Raw genomic sequence first — 22495 nt, forward strand, 5'->3', positions numbered from 1 at the left:
AAATTATTTTTTATATTTTTCTAATTCCTCTTTCAGTCTCTCTATCTCTTCCTTCAATTCTATCATCCTCAATTCCCTTCCTATAGCCATCTCATAAAAATCTTCAAGTTCTTTCACTCTTCTCTTCAGTTCGTCTTCCATTTTCTTTCTCTCTGTGATATCTATAAGTGATGCTAAGGTCTGCTTTGTCTCGGGAATCAGAGTTGCATTTACATAGACATCTCGGATATTACCATGCTTGTCAATTATCTTTGTTTCATAAGACCTTGGTGCAAGATCACTTTTTATTCTCCTTAAACGATGATATTCCATTAATCTGTCAATATCCTCTTTTACCACAATCTCTGTCCAGGACTTCTTACCTTCCAGTTCATCTTTTTTATATCCAAATATCTTTTCAACTTCTATGTTAGATAGTGCTATTCTTGTATCTTCATTTATAATTACCATTGCTGTTCCTGTATTTTCAAAAATAGTACGATATAGGTTTTCAGACTCTTTCAGCGCTTTTATTGTTTGTCTTCGTTCCTCTCGTATCTTTGCTTCTTTTAATTCTCTTTTTATAGCAGGAACAAGACGGGAAAGATCATTTTTCAGGACAAAATCATGTGCCCCGGCTTTCATAGCCTCTATTGCCATCTCTTCGCTAATAGCCCCTGATACAAGAATAAAAGGTATATCAATTCCTTTCTCCTTCACAAGGGTTAAGGCATTTAACCCATTGAAATTCGGCATCTGATAATCAGATAGAATAATATCCCAGGACTGTGCATCAAGTGCATTTGACATTGCTTCAAGAGTATAAACTCTCTTATATAAGGTATCATAGCCTCCGTTTTTCAATTCATGTAGAATTAGCAGGCCATCCTCTTCTGAATCTTCAACTATTAATACATTAAGCGGTATCCCCATATTATAACCTCCTAAATTCTATCCGTAAAATTAATTATATCTGAATCAATTATGAAATCAAGAGAAAAGTAAATGCCATTCCGAGCGGAGCGAGGAATTTTATCGCTTGATTTAGGTTATTGGAGTTATTCTGATAGGACAGTCTTAATTCCCTTAACAAGAAAAGGGATTTCTTTATCCTGTATTGTCCTTGCATCAAGTATCAGTATGTCTTCCCTGATGCGAGCAATGATAGGAGGATTTCCTTTTCTAAGTCTCTCTTCAAGCTCATTCACAGATATTTCTAATTCTAAAGGTTTTATGGCAACTGCATATGTTGGGAAATCCTTCTCAGGAAGTGAACCACCCCCAGCTCTCGATGTATCTGCTATGACACTTATTTTAGCTTTATTTATTTCTTTCTTCAGCTTTTTTGCAATTTTATTAGCCCTTGCTTTTATCTGTTCAGGCTTCTGAAGCAACATCCTGAGAGTCGGGATATTCTTTATAGCTTTTTCTTCATCAACATAGCCCATTAGTGTTGCTTCAAACCCGGCAAGGGTTAACTTATCTATACGAACAGCTCTTGTTATAGGGTTTTTCTGGATCTCTTCAATATATTTTTTTCTTCCAACAATAACACCACCCTGAGGCCCGCCGAGAAGCTTATCTCCACTGAATGTTGTCAAATCAACACCTGACTTTATAATGTCTTTTACTGCAGGTTCATCGTATATTCCATAATTTCTTAAATCAAGAATACATCCACTGCCGAGGTCGAACATAACCGGAATATGATATCTTTGACCAAGTCCTACAAGATCTTCAATTGGCACTTCACCCGAAAACCCGATTATTCTGTAATTAGATTTATGCACTTTAAGAATAAGTGCAGTGTTTTCATTTATAGCTTTTTCATAGTCAGAAAGATGTGTTTTATTTGTAGTTCCGACTTCATGCAGTGTCGCACCACTTGATTTCATTACATCAGGTATCCTGAACGAGCCACCTATCTCTACAAGTTCTCCACGTGATACGATGACCTCTTTACCTTTTGCAATGGTATTAAGACAGAGCATAACTGCCGCAGCGTTATTGTTAACTACAAGCGCATCCTCAGCTCCAGTGACCTCTTTAAGAATTCTTTTAACATGGGTGTATCTCTTTCCTCTTTTACCTTCTTCAATATCGTATTCAAGGTTTGAATAGCTCTCTGAAACAATTCTGATATTTTCGAGTGCACTTCGAGAGAGGAGTGAACGGCCAAGGTTTGTGTGAATCACCACACCGGTTGCGTTGATAAGGGGGATAAGACTAAATGAAGAAAGTCTTTTAACAATGACCTCTATATCAGCGGTTAACATTTCTTCTGAGAGATCAACAGGTTCTCCCTTAAGGATTTTTTTTCTTCTTATATCAATTGCCTTCTGAATAGCTTGAATAACATATCTCCGTGGATAGGCATTTAATAATTCGACCCCCTGATTACTTTTCAGTATTTCGTCAACAGAGGGTAAAGTGGCGAGCAATTTCTGATTTTCATTCATGTATTTTTCTACCATAGAATTGTAATAAGGTCAACCCGAAAATGCAATTTGTAGATTGATTTTCCCAGTTCTTGAAAAAACAATATATGTTAAAATATAAATAACCTATGTCCCACGAGTCGTGCAATTTGAAAAAGTGCACTCTCCTCAGTCCCTTTTTAAAAAAAGGAGGGGTGAAGAATATTTTTAACAAAAAGCACTTTTTTCATGATATCCATGAAGAGTGTGGAATCTTTGGGATATATGGACATCCTGAGGCATCGAATATCACCTATTTAGGACTCTATGCACTTCAACACCGCGGGCAGGAAGGAGCAGGTATTTGCTCCTCTGATGGAAAACAACTCTTTATTGAAAAATCAATGGGGCTCGTAGCTGATATATTCACAGAGAAAAGATTAAGAAGACTACCCGGAAATATAGCAATAGGGCATAATCGTTATTCTACCGCTGGAACCAGTGTCCTTAAAAACGTTCAGCCTATAGTTGCCAATTTCTCACTCGGGACACTTGCAATCGCACATAATGGAAACCTTGTAGATGCAGTAGATATCAGAAGTTCACTTGAAGAAGAAGGTGCCATATTTCAATCTTCTTCAGATAGCGAAGTAATAGTTCATCTTATCGCACATTCAAAGGGTAATGATTTTTATGAACGGGTGGCTAATGCTGTCACTCAGGTAAATGGTTCTTTTAGTCTGCTTATTCTAAGAGAGAAAGAAATCATTGCAGTTCGTGACCCTTATGGTGTAAGGCCATTCAGTCTTGGTATGAAAAACGGTGCTTATGTTCTGGCATCAGAGACTTGTGCTTTTGACCTCATTGGTGCAACTTATATAAGAGATATTGAACCTGGAGAATTACTTATAATAAATAATGAAGGTCTTCAATCAATGAAGATATTTAACAACTTCAGAAAAGCATTCTGTATATTCGAGTTCATCTATTTTTCAAGACCTGACAGCAATATTTTTGGAGGACTGAATGTTAATGAGATGAGAAAGGAATTCGGGAGGCAACTTGCACGAGAATCTAATGTCAGTGCAGATCTTGTTATTCCTGTCCCTGATTCAGGTGTTCCTGCAGCCATCGGATTTTCAGAAGTAAGCAAAATCCCGCTGGACTTTGGGCTTATAAGAAATCATTATGTTGGAAGGACGTTCATAGAGCCCAAGCATAGTATCAGACATTTTGGAGTTAAGATTAAACTTAATCCTGTAAGAAAACTCCTCGAGGGTAAAAGGCTGATAGTCATAGATGATTCTATTGTCAGGGGAACTACCAGCAAGAAGATAGTAAAGATGCTCAGGGAAGGAGGGGGTGCAAAAGAAGTACATCTCAAAATAAGCTCTCCACCTACTATAGGACCTTGCTTTTACGGCATTGACACACCTACAAGGCAAGAACTCATCGCTTCTACTCATCTCTTAGAAGAGATCAGGAAATATGTAACTGCTGACTCACTTGCTTATTTAAGTCTCGAGGGACTGAAGAAAATAGTCCCAGAATCTCATAATTATTGCACTGCATGTTTTGACTTTAATTACCCGATCAGTTTTCCTGGAGAACACTTAAAACAGATGGAATTTCTTTTCAGATAGACCGTGATAAATGTTCTTAGAGACATCTTCAGAGTCAATCTCGGTGTAAAAAAACATGAAAATGTTCTTTTATTCAATGATAGGGTCTCGGATAAAGAAGATATAAGCGAGGTTGATATTAACAGAAGATTAAAGCTCAGCTGTCTTGTATTTTTTTTATCAGAGATCGGGAAGAATCTTTGTAAATCAATAATAACTTGCGAATATTTAGCTACAGGCAGTCATGGTGCTGAACCCCCTGAAGAATTATGGAGGCTTGCTTTTGGAGAAAAGGCAATAGAGACTTTAAAGAAAAAAAATCTGTATAATCCCCTCCTGAAAAAAACCATACATGATAATGATCTCAAAAAAGTAGAAGAAATCATTGCAAAACAGAGAACTAATGCCGTAGACTGTGTTATAGCTTTATCCAATTATTCTACAAGCCATACGAGATTCAGGGATTTTCTGACAAGGATATGTGGATGCAGGTATGCAAGTATGCCCCTTTTTGATATATCCATGCTTGAAGGTTCTATGAATGTAGACTGGAATGAATTAGCAAAGAGGACAAAAAAGGTCTCAAAAATTGTCAGTTTAGCCGAGGTTATTCAGATAAGAACTCCAAATGGCACCTTTCTCTCTTTTTCAAAAAAAGGGAGAAAGGCTTTAGCAGATACCGGGATTCTCAGCAAGCCTGGCTCTTTTGGAAATCTTCCAGCAGGCGAGGCTTTTCTGGCTCCTCTCGAGGGGACAGCACATGGAAGACTTATTATCGAGTGGGCACCAACAAGACAATTGGAGTCACCGATAACACTTATTGTTAAAAATGGATCAGTCGTTGATATTTCAGGCAGTGATATCTATGCAGAATATCTCAAATCTAAGCTGGCTGAAAGAAAAGAGAATGCAAATATTGCAGAGCTTGGGATCGGCACGAATGAAGCTGCAAGAAGACCTGATAATATCCTTGAATCAGAGAAGATTCTCGGGACAATCCATATTGCTCTCGGCGATAACAGCTCTTTTGGCGGCAGGGTTAAAACTCCATTTCATCAGGACTTTGTGTTCTTCAAACCGACTGTGACACTTATTAATAAAGACGGCAGCAGGAGAGATATACTTAAAAGAGGCAGATTATTCTGTTGATATGCGTAACGTAATACTCGGAACAGCAGGTCATATAGATCATGGTAAAAGCTCTGTTGTAAAAGCTTTGACAGGGATAGACCCTGACAGGCTGAAAGAGGAGAAGGAAAGAGGGATAACCATTGATCTTGGGTTTGCAGACCTCCGTTATCCTGATGGACTTACCATCGGCATAGTAGATGTCCCGGGTCACGAAAGACTCGTAAAGAATATGCTTGCAGGAGCCGGTGGTATAGATCTGGTTCTACTTGTCATCGCTGCAGATGAAGGCATCATGCCCCAGAGCCGTGAGCATCTCTCAATTTGCAATTTACTCAAGATTAAATCAGGAGTCATTGCAATCACAAAGGCAGACCTTGTTGAAAAGGACTGGCTTGATCTTGTTTTGGATGAAGTACGGAGTTTTGTAAAAGGCACTTTTCTTGAAGAAGCAGAAATAGTTACTGTGTCTTCAAAGACCATGTTAAATATTGGCCTCTTGAAAGACAAGATCCATGAGGTAGCATTAAAAGTTGAAGCAAAACCAATTAAAGGTCTCTTCAGGCTGCCCATTGATAGAGTATTTACTTTGAAAGGGTTCGGGACAGTTGTAACAGGCACTGCTGTCTCAGGGACTCTTTCTGTTGATGATGCTGTTGAGATACTTCCAAGTAATATTCAGAGCAAGGTCAGGGGACTGCACAGCCACGGGAAACCACTTCAGACCGCACTTGCCGGACAGAGGGTGGCAATCAATCTTCAGGGGGTTGACAAGGAGGCATTGAAACGAGGAGATGCTGTAGTAATACCAGGGAAATTCATTCCGACAAAGAAGATTGATGCCAAAGTGGAAATGCTTTTATCTGCCCCTGTCCTTAAGAATAAAAGTCTTGTTCATTTTCATTTAGGCACATCAGAAACAATAGCGAGGATCATTCTATATGGCAGGAATGAGATTAAGGCAGGTGAAAATTGCTATTGCCAGTTCAGACTAAGAGAACCGGTTATTGCGGTATCCGGCGATAGATATATAATAAGAAGATTTTCACCTGTGGATACTATAGGCGGTGGTGAAATTCTTGATTCAATGCCTTCACGTCGGGGTCAGAAGGAAGGGACGGATGATTTACAGATTTTTGAAAAAGGAACTCTCGAAGAAAAGATAGCAATCAAAATACAAAAGGCAGGTATTTACGGAAAAACCTTATCATTACTTGAGGGATGGATCAAGGAAGAAATCCCATCCATAAGAAAAGCAATAAATTCATTGAAAGAAAAAGGAATCATTTTGCAGTTTGAAGACATCCTGATTCACAGCGATATCTATGAAACCTTTAAAGAAAATGTCATGAAGTCTCTGAACGACTTTCATAAAAAAAATCCCTTAAAACCAGGGATGACAAAAGAAGAGCTCAGAGCACAGATTAATATTGAACCAAGACTTTTCGGGAATCTGCTGACATCGATCAAAGAGATTGTAATAGAGAAAGAACTGGTTAGACAAGCTTCTTTCCGTGTTGCACTATCACAGGTTGACGAAACCCTCAAAGCAAAAATTTTAGGGATGTTAGAAAAAAGTGGGTTCCAGCCACTAACAAGAGAAGAATTATATCAATCTCTCCAGATGGAACAAAAGAAACTAACAGATATCCTTAATCTCATGGCAAAAGAGGGGAGCATTATCAGGATCAATGAATCATTATATATTCCTTCAACAGTATTTAAAAACATGATTGAGAAACTGAAGGCTTTTTTTAGCAAAAAGCCTGAAATGACCGTAGCAGAGTTCAGGGACATACTCAACACAACAAGAAAATACGCCCTGCCATTCCTCGAATACCTTGATTCAAATAAGATTACATTAAGGGTCGGGGATATAAGGAAATTATTGCTGAAAGAGTAATGAAAGAAGAATAGATAATTTAAATAAATTGGGTTAAACTATTTGCAATGATACGGTATAAAATGATTCCAGAAGATATTCATAAAAAAATCGCTTTCCTCGCAGGAATTCTTTCAAAGGATCCCAATATCATCTTTTCCTATCTCTTTGGGGGGCTGTTAAAAGATAACCCAAATCCTTTAAGTGATGTTGACGTGGCTGTTTATGTAAAAAATGTTAAAAAAATGGACTACCTTCAGTTATTTGGCGATATTGCAAATGTCCTTGGTACAGATGAGATTGACATGGTGATTTTGAACACCGCTCAGCTCAGTCTTGCCGGGAGAATTCTACAGGCCAGAAAAGTTCTTGTTGATAAGGACCCATTTCTGAGGCACAAATATGAATCAACAGTCCTGAGAGAATTTTTTGATTTCAAAATAAAAGAAAGAGATATTCTGAAAAGAAGGTACGGAATTGGTTGATAAACTTCTGTTAGGAAGAAAGCTTGCACAGATAGAGACTTATTTAGGACAGATCAGAGAGTATTCTAAAATCTCAGTTAATGCATATAAAAATGACTGGAAAGTACAGAGGATTGTTGAAAGAACCTTACAAATACTGATTGAATTATGCATAGATATCGCCAATCATTTGATTTCTGATAAGGGCATGAGATTGCCAACAAGTTATGCTGATACCTTTAAAGTTCTTGCAGAAAACAGAATCTTAAACAAAAACTTATTTAAATCAATGGAAAAGATGGCAAAATTCAGGAATGTAGTTGTACACCAGTATGAAAAAATAGAACCCTCTATAGTTGTCTCAATACTTCATAAAAATCTGGAAGATTTTGAAAAATACAAAAAGGCAATAATTAAATCCATAGCTCGCTGACGAGATAAGGGTATTATTTTATTCCTCCGAAATTTTAAAGAAAGATAGAATCTCTTTATTTTTCTCACTCGAAACGCTGAAGTAAACATACAGCATAAGCAGCAATCCCCTCGCCACGGCCTATAAATCCCATCCCCTCATTCGTCTTTGCCTTGATATTTATTGCACCTGGAGGTATTCCTGATTGCGAGAGAGACTCTTTCATGGATTCTATATATAAAGAAACCCTTGGGCTTTCTGCGATGATAATTGAATCTATCCACGAGATTTCATATCCGTTTATGCGTGCAAGTTCAACAATGTATGCTAAAAGTTCCATTGTTGAAGCATCTTTCCATTCGGGGTCTGTATCAGGGAAGTGTTTTCCTATATCACCGAGACCGAGAGCCCCGACAATGGCATCTATAATAGCATGGCCCAGGACATCTGCGTCTGAATGACCAAGCAGTCCTTTTTCAAAAGGGATTTGCACTCCCCCTATTATAAGTTTTCTGCCTTTGGCAAGCCTGTGAGAATCATATCCAATACCTATTCGCATGCTCATGAATGTTTTCTCGAAACAAGAAATTCTGCGAAATAAAGATCTTCTGGAGTAGTAATTTTAATATTTTCATATGCACCCATAATAATTTTTACTTTTCCGCCAGATCGTTCTATTAAAGCAGCATCATCTGTTGAGTAGAAACCTTCTTTTAATGCCTTTTTATATGCCAAAAAAATAGTTTTGTAATGGAATATTTGTGGCGTCTGAATAGCCCATAACGAATCCCGCTTTAATGTTTTTTTAATGATTCCATTTTTTACCTCTTTTATTGTATCTTTTGGAGGCACTGCAAAAATAAGACCATCAATATTTTTTTCACTTTCTTTATTCGCATCCAGGAATTCCTGTATCGCCTTTTCAATCAAATCCTTTTCTATAAGAGGTCTCACCCCATCATGTATTATTACGATACTGTTTCTGTCATCTACTAACTTGAGACCATTATAAACAGAATCCTGCCTCTCTTTGCCACCAACAGCTATTTTTTTTATTTTTTTAATCCCGTATCGTTTGAATATTTCTCTACCTTTATCCATGTCTTCTTTTTTAAGCACAGGGATTATCTCTTTTATCGCAGGAATCGCTTCCATAATTTCAAGCGGCCATATGAGAAGAGGTTTGCCTCCGAGTTTCAGAAATGGCTTATTTAACCCCTGGCCAAACCTCTTACCCAGACCGGCAGCCGGGACAACTGCAATTAAGTGTTTTGCATTCCTTTTCACACCTTATTTCGCTACCCTTAATTCTTCTCTCTCATAATCATCCTTGAGTTTTGAAAATATCATCCTGCCGGCTGTTGTTTGTAATACACTTGTAACAGTAACATCTGCGTTTTTTCCGATCAATCTTCTGCCATTTTCAATAACAACCATCGTGCCATCATCAAGATATGCAACTCCTTGATTATATTCCTTCCCCTCTTTCAATACAAAAATCCTCATTGTCTCACCTGGTAAAACAACAGGTTTTAATGAATTAGCCAGCTCATTGATATTAAGAACGGATACCCCCTGAAGCTCAGCAACCTTGTTAAGATTAAAATCATTCGTAACTACCTTTGCATGTAACAACTTTGATAAAGCAACAAGCTTTGCATCAACTTCTTTAATATTCGGAAAATCTTCATCAACTATTTTTACTGTAATATTTGACATCTTCTGCATTTTATGGAGTATATCAAGTCCGCGTCTTCCTCTGGCGCGTTTCATTGGCTCAGAAGAATCTGCTATATGTTGTAACTCCTGAAGAACAAACTGTGGAATAATAAACCCTCCTTCAAGGAAACCAGTCTCACATACGTCTGCAATCCGTCCATCTATAATAACACTCGTATCAAGAACTTTAAGATTTTCTTGAAGGATACCTCTTCCTCTGAAAATCCTCAAAATCTCTGATATTGAAAGTGCCTTTCCTCTGCTGAGGCCGAGTAGTAAACCACCATAACCAAAAATAGCCATTAACCCAAAGTATAGAATTCCTGCATCCTCTTTTAAAAATATTTTAAGAGGAAGCATGAGAAGATAAGCAAATAATAAGCCACCTGTGATACCTGTTAATCCTCCTATCAATACCCCTAATTCAATTTTTCTGAAGACTATTTCAGTTATTAATGCGAAGAGACCTAAGAATGTACCAATCAGGATACCATAGTTACCGTAATTATATTTAAGACCTATGATATATCCTGAAATTGAAAACAGCAATAAAACAATTAACCTTATAATTAACAACCCTAATCACCTCCTTTCATTTATTGATAATATCCTTTTAAATATGAAAATGCAAAAAATCCTCACTGAAGAAGTAAATGGGGGAAAATTACAGGGGTATGATTTTATTAAGACGCCTTAAGAATAACATAAAATTTGTTACCACCTCTGTTGATAAAAAGAAGAACTGAGTCATTATCTTTCACTGTTCCAGCAACTCTGTTGAAGTCTTCAAGATTATTTATCTCTCTTTTATTTATCTCTTTAATAATATCCCCTTTTTTAATCTCTGCCTCATCAGCAGGACTTCCGCGTTCTACCCTGACTACCACCACTCCTTTCTCATCTTTATTAAAACCGAGTTGCCTTAGCATTTCCCTTGTTAGATCCATAACAGTAATTCCTGAAAGCACCTGTGTTTCTGAAGTATCTGACTCGCTATCTTCTTTAATTGCAGCAATTTCCCTCGGCAACTCCATAATTAACACATTTAAAGTTAATTCCCTGCCTGATCGGATAATTTTCAAAGTAATCTCATTGCCAGTTTTACTCTGTGCAACCATATTCCTCAGACTACTTACATCTCTTACGTCCTTTCCGTTAAACTCAACAATAATATCACCCCGCTTTATTCCAGCTTTGGCAGCAGGGCTATCTTTCATTACATCACTTACAAGTGCACCCTTTGTGCTTTTTAATCCGAATTTCTGAGATAATTCAGGCGTAAGTTCTTGAATAGTCACTCCTATCCATCCTCTAACTACTTTTCCTTTTTGTATCAATTGGTCCATAACAAGTTTTACCATATTGCTTGGCACAGCAAATCCAATCCCCTGATAACCACCGGTCCGCGAAAATATAGCGGTATTTATACCAATCATTTCTCCTTTAATATTCACAAGAGGCCCGCCAGAATTCCCCGGGTTTATTGCAGCATCAGTCTGAATAAAGTCTTCATAATCAGCAATCCCGACATTTGCCCTTCCAACTGCACTGATGATACCCATGGTAACTGTATGGCTAAGACCATAAGGGTTACCTATAGCAAGAACAAATTCACCAACCTGGAGATTATCAGAATCTCCAAGAGATAAGGTAGGAAGATTATTTGCATCTATCTTTACAATGGCAATATCTGTTTTTGGATCAGCACCAATAATAGTACCTTTGAATGTCCTCTTGTCCAGCAAGGTCACTCGTATTTCATCTGCCTTTTCAACAACATGATTATTTGTGATTATATACCCATCAGAAGAAATCACTACTCCTGAACCAAGACTTCTTTCTTTCCATTTCTTTGGGACAGTAAATTCATGAAATGGATCAAAAAAGTCAAAGAATGGATCTTCAAAAAATCTATTTGTTTCTCGTCTTATTGTCTTTGTTGTGGATATGTTAACAACAGCCGGTGAAACTGCATTTACAATATCTGAAAATGCCCTCCCTGTCTCCATCATCTGTTGTGGAACGCTTGGCGTATGTGTATAAGGCACATTCGTATATCTGCCTGTAAACTTTCCAAGTGCGTAAAAAGATATGCCTCCTAACAGAAAAGCAATCATTAGAATAGCTATTAAAAATATGACCTTTTTTCTCATATATTAAATTATAATAATCAACTCGGAATATTGTAAAGTATAACACCTTGACCAAATAAGCTATATTGTGCTAATTTTCAAATCTGGATTCTGTTTATTTCCAAAATAAAGCAATCTGCTTTTCAGGAGGGATTTAATGCTTAAACGTTATCTTTTAGCACCTGGACCAACACCAGTTCCATCTGAGGTTCTTCTCTCAATGGCAGCACCAATAATACATCACCGTTCACCAGACTTTCTACCCGTACTTGATGCAGCAAAGAAAGGACTACAGTGGTTATACCAGACAAAAAACGATGTGCTCATCTTATGTTCAACAGGCACTGGAGGAATGGTTGGAGCAGTAAATAATTTTTTTAATAAAGGAGATTCAGTTCTTGTAATAAACGGCGGTAAATTCGGTGAGAGATGGACAAAGATATGCCAGTCTTATGGACTTAAGGTTGATGAATTAATAGTCGAGTGGGGATATTCAGTAAAGCCTGAGGCAGTAGAGGAACGGCTCAGAAAAAATAAGAAAATAAAAGGTGTTTTTGTCCAGGCTTCTGAAACATCAACAGGTGTTTATCATGATATAGAGGCACTCAGTAAAATAGTCAGAAAAAATGATGATACATTATTTATTGTAGATGCTATAAGCGCACTTGTTGCTCATGACCTAAGAACAGATGAGTGGGGAATTGACATTATGGTAGGAGGGTCACAAAAGGGTGTAATGCTGCCTCCAGGCATAGCATTTGTCAGTGTTAGTGAAAAAGCATGGGCTAAAGCAGAAACTTCAAAAATGCCCAGATTTTATTTTAATTTTAAAAAAGAGAGAGAAAATCTTTCTAAAAATCAGACTAACTTTACATCTCCTGTTACATTGATCGTTGGACTAAATGAAAGCCTGAAAATATTGCAGTCCGAGGGATTACAGAACATCTTTAATAGACATTCAACGCTTGCGAATGCTATGAGAAGGGCAGTTCTTGCACTCGGATTGGAACTTTATCCAAAAGAATCACCTTCGAATGCAGTAACTGCTATAGAAGCACCTAAGGGGATAGATGGTCAGGCTGTGTATAAAAATCTCAGAGAAAAATATGGTATTACAGCAGCAGGGGGACAGGATAAGGCAAAAGGCAAAATTTTCAGAATAGCTCATTTAGGATATGCTGATAGATTTGACATTATAACAGCTATTGCAGGAATCGAAATGGTATTGAAAGGCATGGGCTATCCTGTTAAACTTGGGACCGGTGTATCTGTTGCTCAAGAACTTCTCATGGTTAAGGAGGATTAATGAAGGTACTGATCAGTGACAATATCTCACCAAAGTGTATTGAAATACTTCAGAAATCCGGCATTGATGTTACTGTAAAAACTGGGATGACACAAGATGAACTGAAAAACTGCATCGGCGAATACCAAGGACTCATAATAAGATCAGCAACCAGGGTAACTGCTGATATTATCGATAATGCAAAAAATTTAAAAGTAATCGGAAGGGCTGGGTCGGGTCTGGATAATGTTGATCGGGTTGCAGCTACAAAAAAAGGTATAGTCGTGATGAATACTCCAGGCGGGAATACCATAACCACAGCAGAACATACGATTGCGCTTATGGTAGCACTTGCGAGAATGATACCGCAGGCAACAATATCAATGAAATCGGGCAAGTGGGAGAAGAAAAAATTCATGGGTGTTGAATTATACAATAAAACATTAGGAATTATCGGTATCGGTAATATAGGCAGTCAGGTGGCAAAAAGAATGCAATCTTTCTCAATGAATGTAATTTCATATGATCCCTTCCTGAGTGAAGAAAAGGCAACAACTATGGGTGTTGAAAAGGTAGGACTTGAAGAATTATTCAGACGCTCTGATTTCATAACAGTTCATACTCCTCTAACTCCGGAAACAAAATATCTAATTAATAAAGATACGATAAAAATGATGAAAACTGGAGTTCGAATAATCAACTGTGCAAGAGGTGGCATTATTAATGAAAAAGACCTCTATGATGCACTTGTGGAAGGTAAAGTTGCCGGTGCTGCTCTTGACGTATTTGAGAAAGAACCACCGGAAAACAATCCTCTCCTTACTCTTGATAATGTCATTACTACTCCTCATCTTGGTGCATCAACAAAAGAGGCACAAGAAAATGTTGCAATTGCTATTGCTGAACAGATAGTTGATTATCTCGTTTTCAATACTATAAGAAACGCAGTGAATTTCCCATCTATCCCATCTGACCAGATAGCAAGGTTACAACCATATATAAATCTTGCTGAGAAACTCGGCGGTTTCTCTTCACAGATATTTGAAGGTGGTGTTACGGAGATAACAATCGAATATCATGGAGATGCATCTTCTATAAACACAGCGCCTGTATCAATAGCAGCAGTCAAGGGATTTCTTGCACCGATTCTTGAAGAAACGGTTAATTTCGTAAATGCTCTTGTTATTGCAAAGGAGCGCGGGATTGAAGTAAAGGAGACAAAGTCCACAGATGAAGGTGATTATCAGAGTATGGTTGCAATGAGGCTGAAAGCAAAAGACAAGGAGAGTTATGTTGCTGGTACTCTTTTCAGTAAAAGGGACCCTCGTATTGTGATGATTGATAACTTCAAGGTAGAGATCATCCCTGATGGGGAATTATTGTTTATGTTCAATAATGATAAACCAGGTGTAATAGGTAATATCGGAAAAATTCTTGGAGATAATGCTATCAATATAGCAAGAATGCACTTTGGTAGGGAAACGCCGGGTGGCACTGCTATTTCTGTTGTTACAATTGATACCCCTGCTTCACCTGAAATTATAGATAAGATTAAAAGACTTCCGAATATTCTTTCAATCAAACAAATAAGTCTATAAAGAGAGGTTATATAAAATGCCTAATGTTATAGTTGTAGGATTACAATGGGGAGACGAAGGGAAAGGTAAAATTGTTGATTATCTTTCAAGTAAGGCAGACTTAGTAGCAAGATATCAAGGAGGCCATAATGCAGGTCATACCGTTGTCATTAATAATGAAAAATTCATCCTACATCTAATTCCATCAGGAATTCTTTATAAGGACAAATTATGCCTTATAGGAAATGGTGTTGTTGTAGATCCTGCTGCACTTATAGAGGAAATAAACGGGCTTAAACAAAGGGGTATAGAAGTAAAAAAGAATTTATATTTAAGCAAAAATGCCCATCTTATCATGCCTTATCATTTAATAATTGACAGAGAGAATGAAAGGTTGAGAGGTGCAAAGAGTATAGGCACAACAGGTCGAGGAATAGGTCCAGCTTATTGTGATAAAATTGGCAGATCAGGCATAAGGGTAGCAGACCTTCTTCAACCTGAGGTATTCAAAGAGAAGCTAAGAGCTAACCTTTTTCATGTCAATTTTCTACTTGAAAATCTTTATAAGATTAATCCTCTGAATCTTGAAGATATATATAATGAATACATGGGTTACGCAGATAAGTTAGCTCCCTATATTGCTGATACTGATACAATTGCTAATGATATGATCTCTAAAAAGAAAAACTTATTGTTTGAAGGAGCACAGGGCACTCTCCTCGATATCGATCATGGGACATATCCTTATGTAACATCTTCGAATTCTATTGCAGGTGGTGCATGCACCGGACTTGGTGTCGGACCTACAAAGATTAACAAGGTCCTCGGTGTTGTTAAGGCCTACACAACACGTGTTGGAAGTGGCCCATTCCCTACAGAAATCAAAGATGATCTTGGAGAAAAGATCAGGGAAAAAGGCGGTGAATATGGGGCAACAACAGGAAGGCCACGTAGATGCGGATGGCTTGATATGGTAATTCTTAGACACTCGGTAAGGATCAATGGCGTTACGGGAATAGCTATAACAAAACTTGACATCCTTGATGGATTAGATCGGATAAAAATTTGCACATCTTACAAATATAAAAATAAAATTTTTGATGAGTTTCCGAAAGAGATAAATATATTTGAAGAGTGTGTACCAGAATATGAAGAGGTTAAAGGTTGGAATGTAAGCACACTCGGTATTCAGGATTTTACCAAGCTTCCAGAAGCAGCAAAAAAATATATAAAAAAAATTGAGCGCATGCTCAAAGTTAAAGTGCACCTCATCTCAACAGGTCAGAGAAGAGAAGAACTCATTCAGATTAAAGGGTTATTCTAATGGAACGAGAAAGAGGATATAGCAGACATAAAAGATATACAAAGAGGCTTGAGGTTACTTTCAGTTCCGGAGGTTTAAGCTATAGAGGTATTCTAAGTAATTTTTCAATAAATGGACTATTTATCAGAACAAATCGCGGTTTTGCTCCAAATACAATATTGAACATAGAAATTTTACTACCCGATGGCAGGATATCTTATCTCAAGGGGATAGTCCGAAGAACAATAAAGACCCCTATGTTAACCCAGAAAAACGGCATGGGTATCGAACTTATAGAAAAAGACCCTACTTATATCCAATTTTTTCAAGATCATTCTGAAGATGGAGAAACCTCTGAAAGCAGTCAAAATATAGAGTTGAGAGCAACTGAACCTGAATATCAGATAATAATCTGTCCAAATTGCAACATAAAGAATAAAGTTTTAACCAGCAAACTTTCTCTCGGACCAAAATGTGGTAAATGTGGAATACCCTTAAATATTTCCAATTCCTGACTTCAAAACTCACAAATATACTTTATCCTTCCAGATGTCCTCTGTGCGGAAACTTTACAGATTCATTCCATTACGCACCAATATGTAAATCATGCTGGAACCAGATTAAGCGATATGCTGGCGCGTCATGCAGAATTTGCGCTCTTCCATTGTCTTCAGCATACTCTAATGTATGTGGTCAGTGTCTGAAGCAGATGCCTCCATTTTCTAAAGTTATAAGTTACGGCCTGTATGAAGGAGTTCTTGCAGAAGCAATCAACCAGTTAAAATTTAGCGGGGTCAAAAGATTATCACAACCTCTTGGTAAATTGTTGCTTGATCTCGATATCCCGGATAATGATGGAATTATCCCTGTCCCCTTGAGCAGAAAAGGTTTACTCAAGAGAGGTTTCAATCAGTCACTCCTCATTTCAAGAATCGTAGCAAAAAAAACTGGAATCCCTCTCTTAATGAATATACTCTTGAAAAAAAGAGAAACTCTGCCGCAGGTTGGATTATCTGCTCATGATAGATTAGTCAATTTAAGAAATGCCTTCGAGGTGAAGGGTTATGTAAAAGGAATGCATCTGCTGTTGATAGATGATGTGATGACAACTGGAGCAACAGTAACAGAATGCTCAAAAGAACTTTTGAAATCAGGAGCAGCAGAAGTAGTCGTTCTTACTCTTGCACGAGCAGGGATAATGTAATTTCTACATTTAAATAAATTGCATCGATATTTTGATTGAGATATTTAAAAAATAAAAGATGGTGAATTGAAAAAATTTTTGATAGAATATTTATACTTCTTGTGAAATAGCGAACAAAATAATGATTGACCTTCATACACATAGTTTTTTTAGTGATGGCGAACTGATTCCTTCGGAGTTGGTCAGAAGGGCTGAAGCAATCGGATATAAGGCAATTGCCATAACAGATCATGTTGATGCTTCAAATATCGATCTTGTTATACCACGAATAGTAAGTGTATTAAAGAAATTAAAAGGACATGTTTCAATAGATGTTATTCCGGGTGCTGAGATTACACATGTCCCTCCGCACATGATACCGGAGCTCGTAAAAGAGGCAAGGCACCTTGGTGCAAAAATAGTAATCGTCCATGGTGAAACATTAGTCGAGCCGGTTTTACCAGGCACAAACAAAGCTGCAATCGAGGCAAACGCTGATATTCTTGCCCACCCAGGAATAATTTCTGAAGAAGACCTCCTTTTTGCAAAAGAGAAGAATGTTATGCTTGAGATTACCTCCCGGAAAGGTCATTCACTATCCAATGGCTATGTTGCAAAAGAAGCTGTTAAATTTGGAGTTCCTCTTTGCATCAATACAGATACACACTGCCCATCTGACTTAATAACAGAAGAGTTCGCAAGAAAAATTCTGCGTGCTTCAGGAATAGAAGAAAATCGCATTAACCAGGTATTTGAAAATTCACAGGCATTTGTAGAAAAAATCCGCAGGAGGGATTGATGCCAAAGGCTATAAAAAAGAAAATACCGAAAAAGTCTCTCGATACTGAGGCTGACGTAAAAGAAAAAATTTCGAGTTTTAAAAATACCTTAAAAGAAAGGCAGAAGACTGCCTTAAAATATATTGGTATCTTTCTTATTATACTCATTACTTTAGTAATATATTTAATTTATTCATACACATCAGAAAAAAAAGCACTATCATTGCAATATGAAGCTTATAAGATATACCATAGTGCTCAAAGAATTGAAGCTACCAATAAAGATGAACAATTGAAAAAAGCTCTTGAAACATTCAAAAAGGCATATGAAACAAGAAAGTCTCCAATAACCCTTTTTTACATTGCTGCAAGTTATTCTGAGCTCAGAAATTATGATGAAGCCTTAAAGACCCTCAAAGAATTTATTAAGAAGTACTCAGATGAAGATAAGTTTATTCCTCTTGTATACCACAAAATGGCAATGATCTATATAGAGAAAGGTGATGTAAATGAAGCAATGAAGACTTTAGACTCACTCTCAAATCTCAAATCTGATATATACAAAGACCTTGCACTAATAGAATATGGAAGGCTTCTCGAAAAATCTGGTAAAAATGAAGAAGCTAAGAAAAAATATGAAGAACTTGTAAATAAATACCCTACTTCACCTTTTCTTGAAGAGGCAAAATCAAAAATCTCTAATAAGTCTGATAAGAAAGAAGGTTAAATCCTTCTCTTTCTGGATTTATGATTTTTCTTTTTATGTTTATATGATGCCTTTTTTATAGATTTATTTTTTTTGATAATTTTATCATCCCTGTCTAACTCAAATTTCCCTTTTGGGGGAAGATAGAGTTTCATTCCTGCTTTTAAAGGTATTATCTTTTCGAGGTCATTTAAATCAAGAATTACCTGTACTGGGATTCCAGTCTTATTTGAGATTTTCTTAAATGTATCTCCCTTCTTCACAGTATATTTATGAATTGTAAAGCGTTTTTCTTCAGGAACCTTGGCAAGGTTCTCAATAAATAAATCTTTTGTGCCTGCTGGAATCCTTAAAGTATATTCAGATATATCAGGTGGTGTGCACCATCTCCTCAACTCAGGATTTAACTCTTTTATTTCTTTTAAACTGGTACCTGCACATTCAGCAGCAACATCAAGGTCAAGGGGATGATTTATTAACACCTCGTCATAATTAAGGGGAGGATAGTACTCAAGATTTTCAAAACCAAAGTCTTCTGGTCTGTTAGCAATCATACTTGCTGCAATAAATTTGGGAACATAGTTTTTTGTTTCTGCTTTGATGTAATTTGTATCGAGCAATGTCCAGTAATCCTCTGCTTTTGATTTGTTTAATGCCTTGAGGATTTTCCCTTCTCCAGCATTATATGCAGCCATTGCAAGATTCCATGAACCAAACATCTCATAAAGATCTTTCAGATAATTTGCAGCAGCCCTTGTTGATTTGACAGGATCTTTCCTTTCATCCTTCCACCAGCTAATTTCAAGACCATATCTTTTTGCAGTTGACGCAATAAACTGCCAGTATCCTACCGCCCGTGCAGGTGAGTAAGCATTGGCATTAAATCCACTTTCTATCAGCGGTATAAAAACAATCTCTTCAGGCACATTGTTTTCTGTTAAAATGTTGCGCATCAATTCCATATATTTTCCTGATCTTTTAAGCCAGAGAGAAAATTTTTCTTTGATTTTTTCAGTAAATAGGGTTATATGATTCTTAATTGCATTTACAGCCATTTCATTATAACTGTAGTCGTCTATTATAGATGGTACGTTGTATACTGTCTCATCTGGAGGTATAGAAATAACCAGTGGCTTTTCTATAGATATTGTTTGATTTATTTCTGATGCAAAAACTGGGGAAATAAATAACAAAACAATAAAAACTGCTATAAATTGCCTAAAGCAAATCATAACAGTTAAATTTTAAGCTAAAATCATGTTATTTTGTCAAGAAAAAAGTTTTAAAAACAAACTTATAACTCTTCATTAGACGGTAAAACCGTATGTCTGATAATCTTTCCCTTGCACATATATATAGTCATCTCTGCAATATTTGTTGCATGATCTGCGATTCTTTCAAGATATTTTGCAACATAGGTTCTTTTAACAGCCAGAGGAATGATTTTTGGGTCCTTTATCATAAGTGCCATAAGTTCTTCAAAATTTTTCACAGTTAGAGCATCAACTTCATCATCCTTCTTTAAAACTTCGTAGGGTAGCCTTGAACATCCAGTAACAAAAGCATCAAGAGAATCCTTGACCATTCCCTGTGTAATTTCTGCAATCTTGGGAATATTTTCAAAAGGCTTCAGCAGTGGAACTTTATTCAATTCAATCGCCCTTTCAGCAATATTTACAGCAAGGTCACCCATCCTTTCGAGATCAGTAGTTATTTTCATGGTGGTTGTTATGAATCGCAAATCTCTCGCCATAGGCTGTCTTAAAGCAATAAGTCGCACGCATTCTTCGTCTATTTCTACATCAAGTGCATTAATCAGATGATCCTTTTTTATTGTTTCCTGAGCAAGATTACTATCCCTGTCAACAAGAGACTTTACTGAATCCCTTATTGCGTCTTCAACCATCAGACCAAGTTTTAAAACTTTTTGTTTCAAAGCATTTAATTCATCATCAAAGATAGTCATTATCCGAACCTTCCTGTAATATATTCTTCTGTAAGCTTATTTGATGGATTCACAAATATTGTATCAGTCTCTGCGAACTCTATCAATTCACCAAGATACATGAAAGCAGTATAATTTGATATCCTTGCAGCCTGCTGCATATTATGGGTTACTATGATTATGGTAATAGTTTTTTGTAATTCCTGTAATAAATTTTCTATATTGGCAGTTGATATAGGATCCAGTGCAGATGTTGGCTCATCGAAAAGAATAACCTCGGGCTCCTGTGCAAGTGATCTTGCAATACAAAGTCTTTGCATCTGTCCACCTGAAAGACTCATTCCAGATTCATTAAGCTTATCCTTAACCTCTTTCCATAAATCAGCTTTTACCAGAGCATTTTCAACTATCTCATCAAGCTGGCTTTTCTTTTTAATACCTCTAATTTTAGGTCCATAAGCAACATTTTCATAAATAGAACTCGGGAATGGATTTGGTTTTTGGAAAACCATCCCGATTTTTTTTCTTAGTTCGATTACATCTGTATCCCGGTGATAAATATCTATTCCTTTAAAAAATGCCTTGCCTTCAACCCGTGAATTTATAATAAGGTCATTCATTCTGTTAAGAGACCGCAAAAGAGTAGATTTTCCACATCCCGAAGGTCCAATGATAGCTGTAATCTTATTTATTCTTATATTTAGGTTGACATTGGAAACTGCTTTAAAATCTCCATAAAAAATGTTGAAATCATTTATCTCAAATATGTGTTCATTACTTACCATGCCTTTTTCTTCCTTTGTCTTGACCTGAATATAATCCCGAGGAGGTTCATTCCCAAAACCAGAACGATCAACGATAATGCAGTTCCGTATTGAATAGGTCTTGTCTCTTCTATATGTGTGCCTGCTGTAGCTAAGACATAAATGTGATAGGGGAGCGCCATAACCGGCTCAAATAATGATCTCGGCACCCCTGGTGTAAAAAAGGCAGCAGCAGTAAACATAATTGGAGCTGTTTCACCAGAAACTTTGGCAGTGCCAAGAATTGCACCAGTTAAAATTCCAGGCATTGCAGTTGGAAGAACTATTTTTCTTATAGTCTGCCATTTAGTTGCCCCACATGCAAAAGATGCTTCTTTGAAACTGTATGGTACTGCCTTTAGAGCTTCTTCAGAAGTCGAGATAATATATGGCAGAATCATTATTGCGAGAGTCATTGAACCAGCGAGTAAACTCATTCCAAAATTAAACATCACGACAAACACTCCAAGCCCAAACAATCCGAAAACAACTGATGGTACCCCTGCAAGTGTGTAAATTGACATCATTACTGATTTAAGCATATATCCAGGTTTTGAATATTCGGCGAGAAAGATTGCAGTTGTCACACCTATAGGGACAACAATAATCATGCACAAAGTAGTAAGTAAAATTGTTCCCATTATAACAGGAAAGATACCTCCTTTGGTCATAGCATCTAAAGGAGGCTGTGTAATGAAGTTCCAGCTTAAAACTTGAAAACCGTTATAGAACACAAAGAATAGTATTACAAATAGTGTTATCGCACCAGAAAACCCGAACATTCTAATTAAAGAAAGAAAAATACCATGTTTTATATTTCTTTTTTTCTTACGGACTTTTTTGAAAGATTCTTTCGTTGTCTCAATATCATACATTATACTTTCTCTCCAATCCTTACACTGCGATACTTTCTGGAAATAAAATCTGATATTAAACTTAGAACAAATGTAATAAGAAAAAGTATTGCGCCAACGCCGAATAGTGCATGGTAATGAAGGCTCTGATATGGTGCTTCTGCCATTTCAGCAGCTATTGCTGCTGGCATCGGACGTGCGGCATCAAAAATCCAGTGCGGAACAACCGCAGCTCCACCTGCTGCCATAAGCACAATCATCGTTTCCCCAATAATTGTTCCAATTCCTAAGATTACAGCGACACT

General features: G+C 37.0%; 23 protein-coding genes. 12 read left to right on the plus strand and 11 right to left on the minus strand.

Annotated elements, in window-relative coordinates; genetic code table 11:
• Positions 1–3 precede the first annotated feature (3 nt).
• On the minus strand, positions 4–912 hold the full coding sequence (locus HXY53_02490) for a PAS domain S-box protein (GenBank protein ID NWF75432.1): 909 nt from the start codon (positions 910–912) through the stop codon (positions 4–6).
• Positions 913–1037: 125 nt separating this feature from the next.
• Positions 1038–2438: an L-seryl-tRNA(Sec) selenium transferase gene (locus HXY53_02495; protein ID NWF75433.1), complete on the minus strand. Its 1401-nt coding sequence runs from the start codon at positions 2436–2438 to the stop codon at positions 1038–1040.
• A 107-nt stretch (positions 2439–2545) separates the two neighbouring features.
• On the opposite strand from HXY53_02495, the gene HXY53_02500 reads away from it, so the two are divergent.
• From HXY53_02500 to HXY53_02520, 5 genes are read left to right on the plus strand one after another with little or no spacing between them, the layout of a single operon-like run.
• Entirely contained in the window at positions 2546–4039 is a 1494-nt protein-coding gene (locus HXY53_02500) for an amidophosphoribosyltransferase (GenBank protein ID NWF75434.1), read from the plus strand.
• Positions 4040–4042: 3 nt separating this feature from the next.
• Entirely contained in the window at positions 4043–5167 is a 1125-nt protein-coding gene (locus HXY53_02505; GenBank protein ID NWF75435.1) for an aminopeptidase, read from the plus strand.
• Between the two features lies 1 nt (position 5168).
• A complete protein-coding gene (gene selB, locus HXY53_02510) occupies positions 5169–7049 on the plus strand; it encodes a selenocysteine-specific translation elongation factor (protein NWF75436.1) in 1881 nt (626 codons plus the stop codon).
• A gap of 47 nt (positions 7050–7096) precedes the next feature.
• Positions 7097–7513, plus strand: coding sequence for a nucleotidyltransferase domain-containing protein (locus tag HXY53_02515; GenBank protein ID NWF75437.1), 417 nt, complete (start codon positions 7097–7099; stop codon positions 7511–7513).
• On the plus strand, positions 7506–7925 hold the full coding sequence (locus HXY53_02520; GenBank protein ID NWF75438.1) for a DUF86 domain-containing protein: 420 nt from the start codon (positions 7506–7508) through the stop codon (positions 7923–7925). Before HXY53_02515 ends, HXY53_02520 begins: the two co-directional genes overlap by 8 nt.
• 64 nt (positions 7926–7989) lie before the next feature.
• Here HXY53_02520 and HXY53_02525 read toward each other — a convergent pair whose 3' ends face one another.
• The 4 genes from HXY53_02525 to HXY53_02540 form a co-directional block, all read right to left on the minus strand.
• Positions 7990–8463, minus strand: coding sequence for a 2-C-methyl-D-erythritol 2,4-cyclodiphosphate synthase (locus tag HXY53_02525; protein NWF75439.1), 474 nt, complete (start codon positions 8461–8463; stop codon positions 7990–7992).
• A 2-nt stretch (positions 8464–8465) separates the two neighbouring features.
• Positions 8466–9191 (minus strand): 2-C-methyl-D-erythritol 4-phosphate cytidylyltransferase, encoded by a 726-nt coding sequence (gene ispD / locus HXY53_02530; protein NWF75440.1) that lies wholly within the window; start codon positions 9189–9191, stop codon positions 8466–8468.
• A gap of 3 nt (positions 9192–9194) precedes the next feature.
• Positions 9195–9983, minus strand: a complete 789-nt coding sequence (locus tag HXY53_02535; protein NWF75441.1) for a TRAM domain-containing protein — start codon at positions 9981–9983, stop codon at positions 9195–9197.
• A gap of 323 nt (positions 9984–10306) precedes the next feature.
• Complete coding sequence (locus HXY53_02540; protein NWF75442.1) at positions 10307–11776, minus strand: DegQ family serine endoprotease; 1470 nt, start codon at positions 11774–11776, stop codon at positions 10307–10309.
• 136 nt (positions 11777–11912) lie between these two features.
• Between HXY53_02540 and HXY53_02545 the strand changes: the two genes are divergently transcribed.
• The 7 genes from HXY53_02545 to HXY53_02575 all read left to right on the plus strand — a co-directional run bounded on the left by HXY53_02545 (position 11913) and on the right by HXY53_02575 (position 18609).
• Positions 11913–13061 carry an alanine--glyoxylate aminotransferase family protein gene (locus HXY53_02545; protein NWF75443.1) on the plus strand — a complete coding sequence of 383 codons (1149 nt, stop codon included), beginning with the start codon at positions 11913–11915 and terminating at the stop codon, positions 13059–13061.
• Positions 13061–14638: a phosphoglycerate dehydrogenase gene (locus HXY53_02550; protein NWF75444.1), complete on the plus strand. Its 1578-nt coding sequence runs from the start codon at positions 13061–13063 to the stop codon at positions 14636–14638. The genes HXY53_02545 and HXY53_02550 overlap by 1 nt, the downstream gene beginning before the upstream one ends.
• Before the next feature lie 16 nt (positions 14639–14654).
• On the plus strand, positions 14655–15941 hold the full coding sequence (locus HXY53_02555; protein NWF75445.1) for an adenylosuccinate synthase: 1287 nt from the start codon (positions 14655–14657) through the stop codon (positions 15939–15941).
• Positions 15941–16435: a PilZ domain-containing protein gene (locus HXY53_02560; protein ID NWF75446.1), complete on the plus strand. Its 495-nt coding sequence runs from the start codon at positions 15941–15943 to the stop codon at positions 16433–16435. Before HXY53_02555 ends, HXY53_02560 begins: the two co-directional genes overlap by 1 nt.
• Positions 16402–17124 carry a ComF family protein gene (locus HXY53_02565; protein ID NWF75447.1) on the plus strand — a complete coding sequence of 241 codons (723 nt, stop codon included), beginning with the start codon at positions 16402–16404 and terminating at the stop codon, positions 17122–17124. The genes HXY53_02560 and HXY53_02565 overlap by 34 nt, the downstream gene beginning before the upstream one ends.
• A gap of 121 nt (positions 17125–17245) precedes the next feature.
• A complete protein-coding gene (locus HXY53_02570; GenBank protein ID NWF75448.1) occupies positions 17246–17902 on the plus strand; it encodes a histidinol phosphate phosphatase domain-containing protein in 657 nt (218 codons plus the stop codon).
• The gene (locus HXY53_02575) at positions 17902–18609 is read left to right on the plus strand and encodes a tetratricopeptide repeat protein (protein ID NWF75449.1); all 708 of its coding nucleotides are present in this window, start codon (positions 17902–17904) and stop codon (positions 18607–18609) included. Before HXY53_02570 ends, HXY53_02575 begins: the two co-directional genes overlap by 1 nt.
• Here HXY53_02575 and HXY53_02580 read toward each other — a convergent pair.
• From HXY53_02580 to HXY53_02600, 5 genes are all read right to left on the minus strand, one after another.
• On the minus strand, positions 18606–19781 hold the full coding sequence (locus tag HXY53_02580; GenBank protein NWF75450.1) for a transglycosylase SLT domain-containing protein: 1176 nt from the start codon (positions 19779–19781) through the stop codon (positions 18606–18608). The two genes, HXY53_02575 and HXY53_02580, sit on opposite strands and share 4 nt — an antisense overlap.
• Positions 19782–19882: 101 nt before the next feature.
• Positions 19883–20554, minus strand: coding sequence for a phosphate signaling complex protein PhoU (gene phoU, locus HXY53_02585; GenBank protein ID NWF75451.1), 672 nt, complete (start codon positions 20552–20554; stop codon positions 19883–19885).
• Complete coding sequence (pstB, locus tag HXY53_02590; protein NWF75452.1) at positions 20554–21318, minus strand: phosphate ABC transporter ATP-binding protein; 765 nt, start codon at positions 21316–21318, stop codon at positions 20554–20556. The genes phoU and pstB overlap by 1 nt, the downstream gene beginning before the upstream one ends.
• Positions 21312–22211: a phosphate ABC transporter permease PstA gene (gene pstA, locus HXY53_02595; protein ID NWF75453.1), complete on the minus strand. Its 900-nt coding sequence runs from the start codon at positions 22209–22211 to the stop codon at positions 21312–21314. Before pstA ends, pstB begins: the two co-directional genes overlap by 7 nt.
• Positions 22211–22450, minus strand: coding sequence for a hypothetical protein (locus HXY53_02600; protein ID NWF75454.1), 240 nt, complete (start codon positions 22448–22450; stop codon positions 22211–22213). Before HXY53_02600 ends, pstA begins: the two co-directional genes overlap by 1 nt.
• Positions 22451–22495 lie beyond the last annotated feature (45 nt).

It is taken from the genome of Nitrospirota bacterium (assembly GCA_013388455.1).
Classification (GTDB): Bacteria; Nitrospirota; Thermodesulfovibrionia; order Thermodesulfovibrionales; family SM23-35; genus JACAFF01.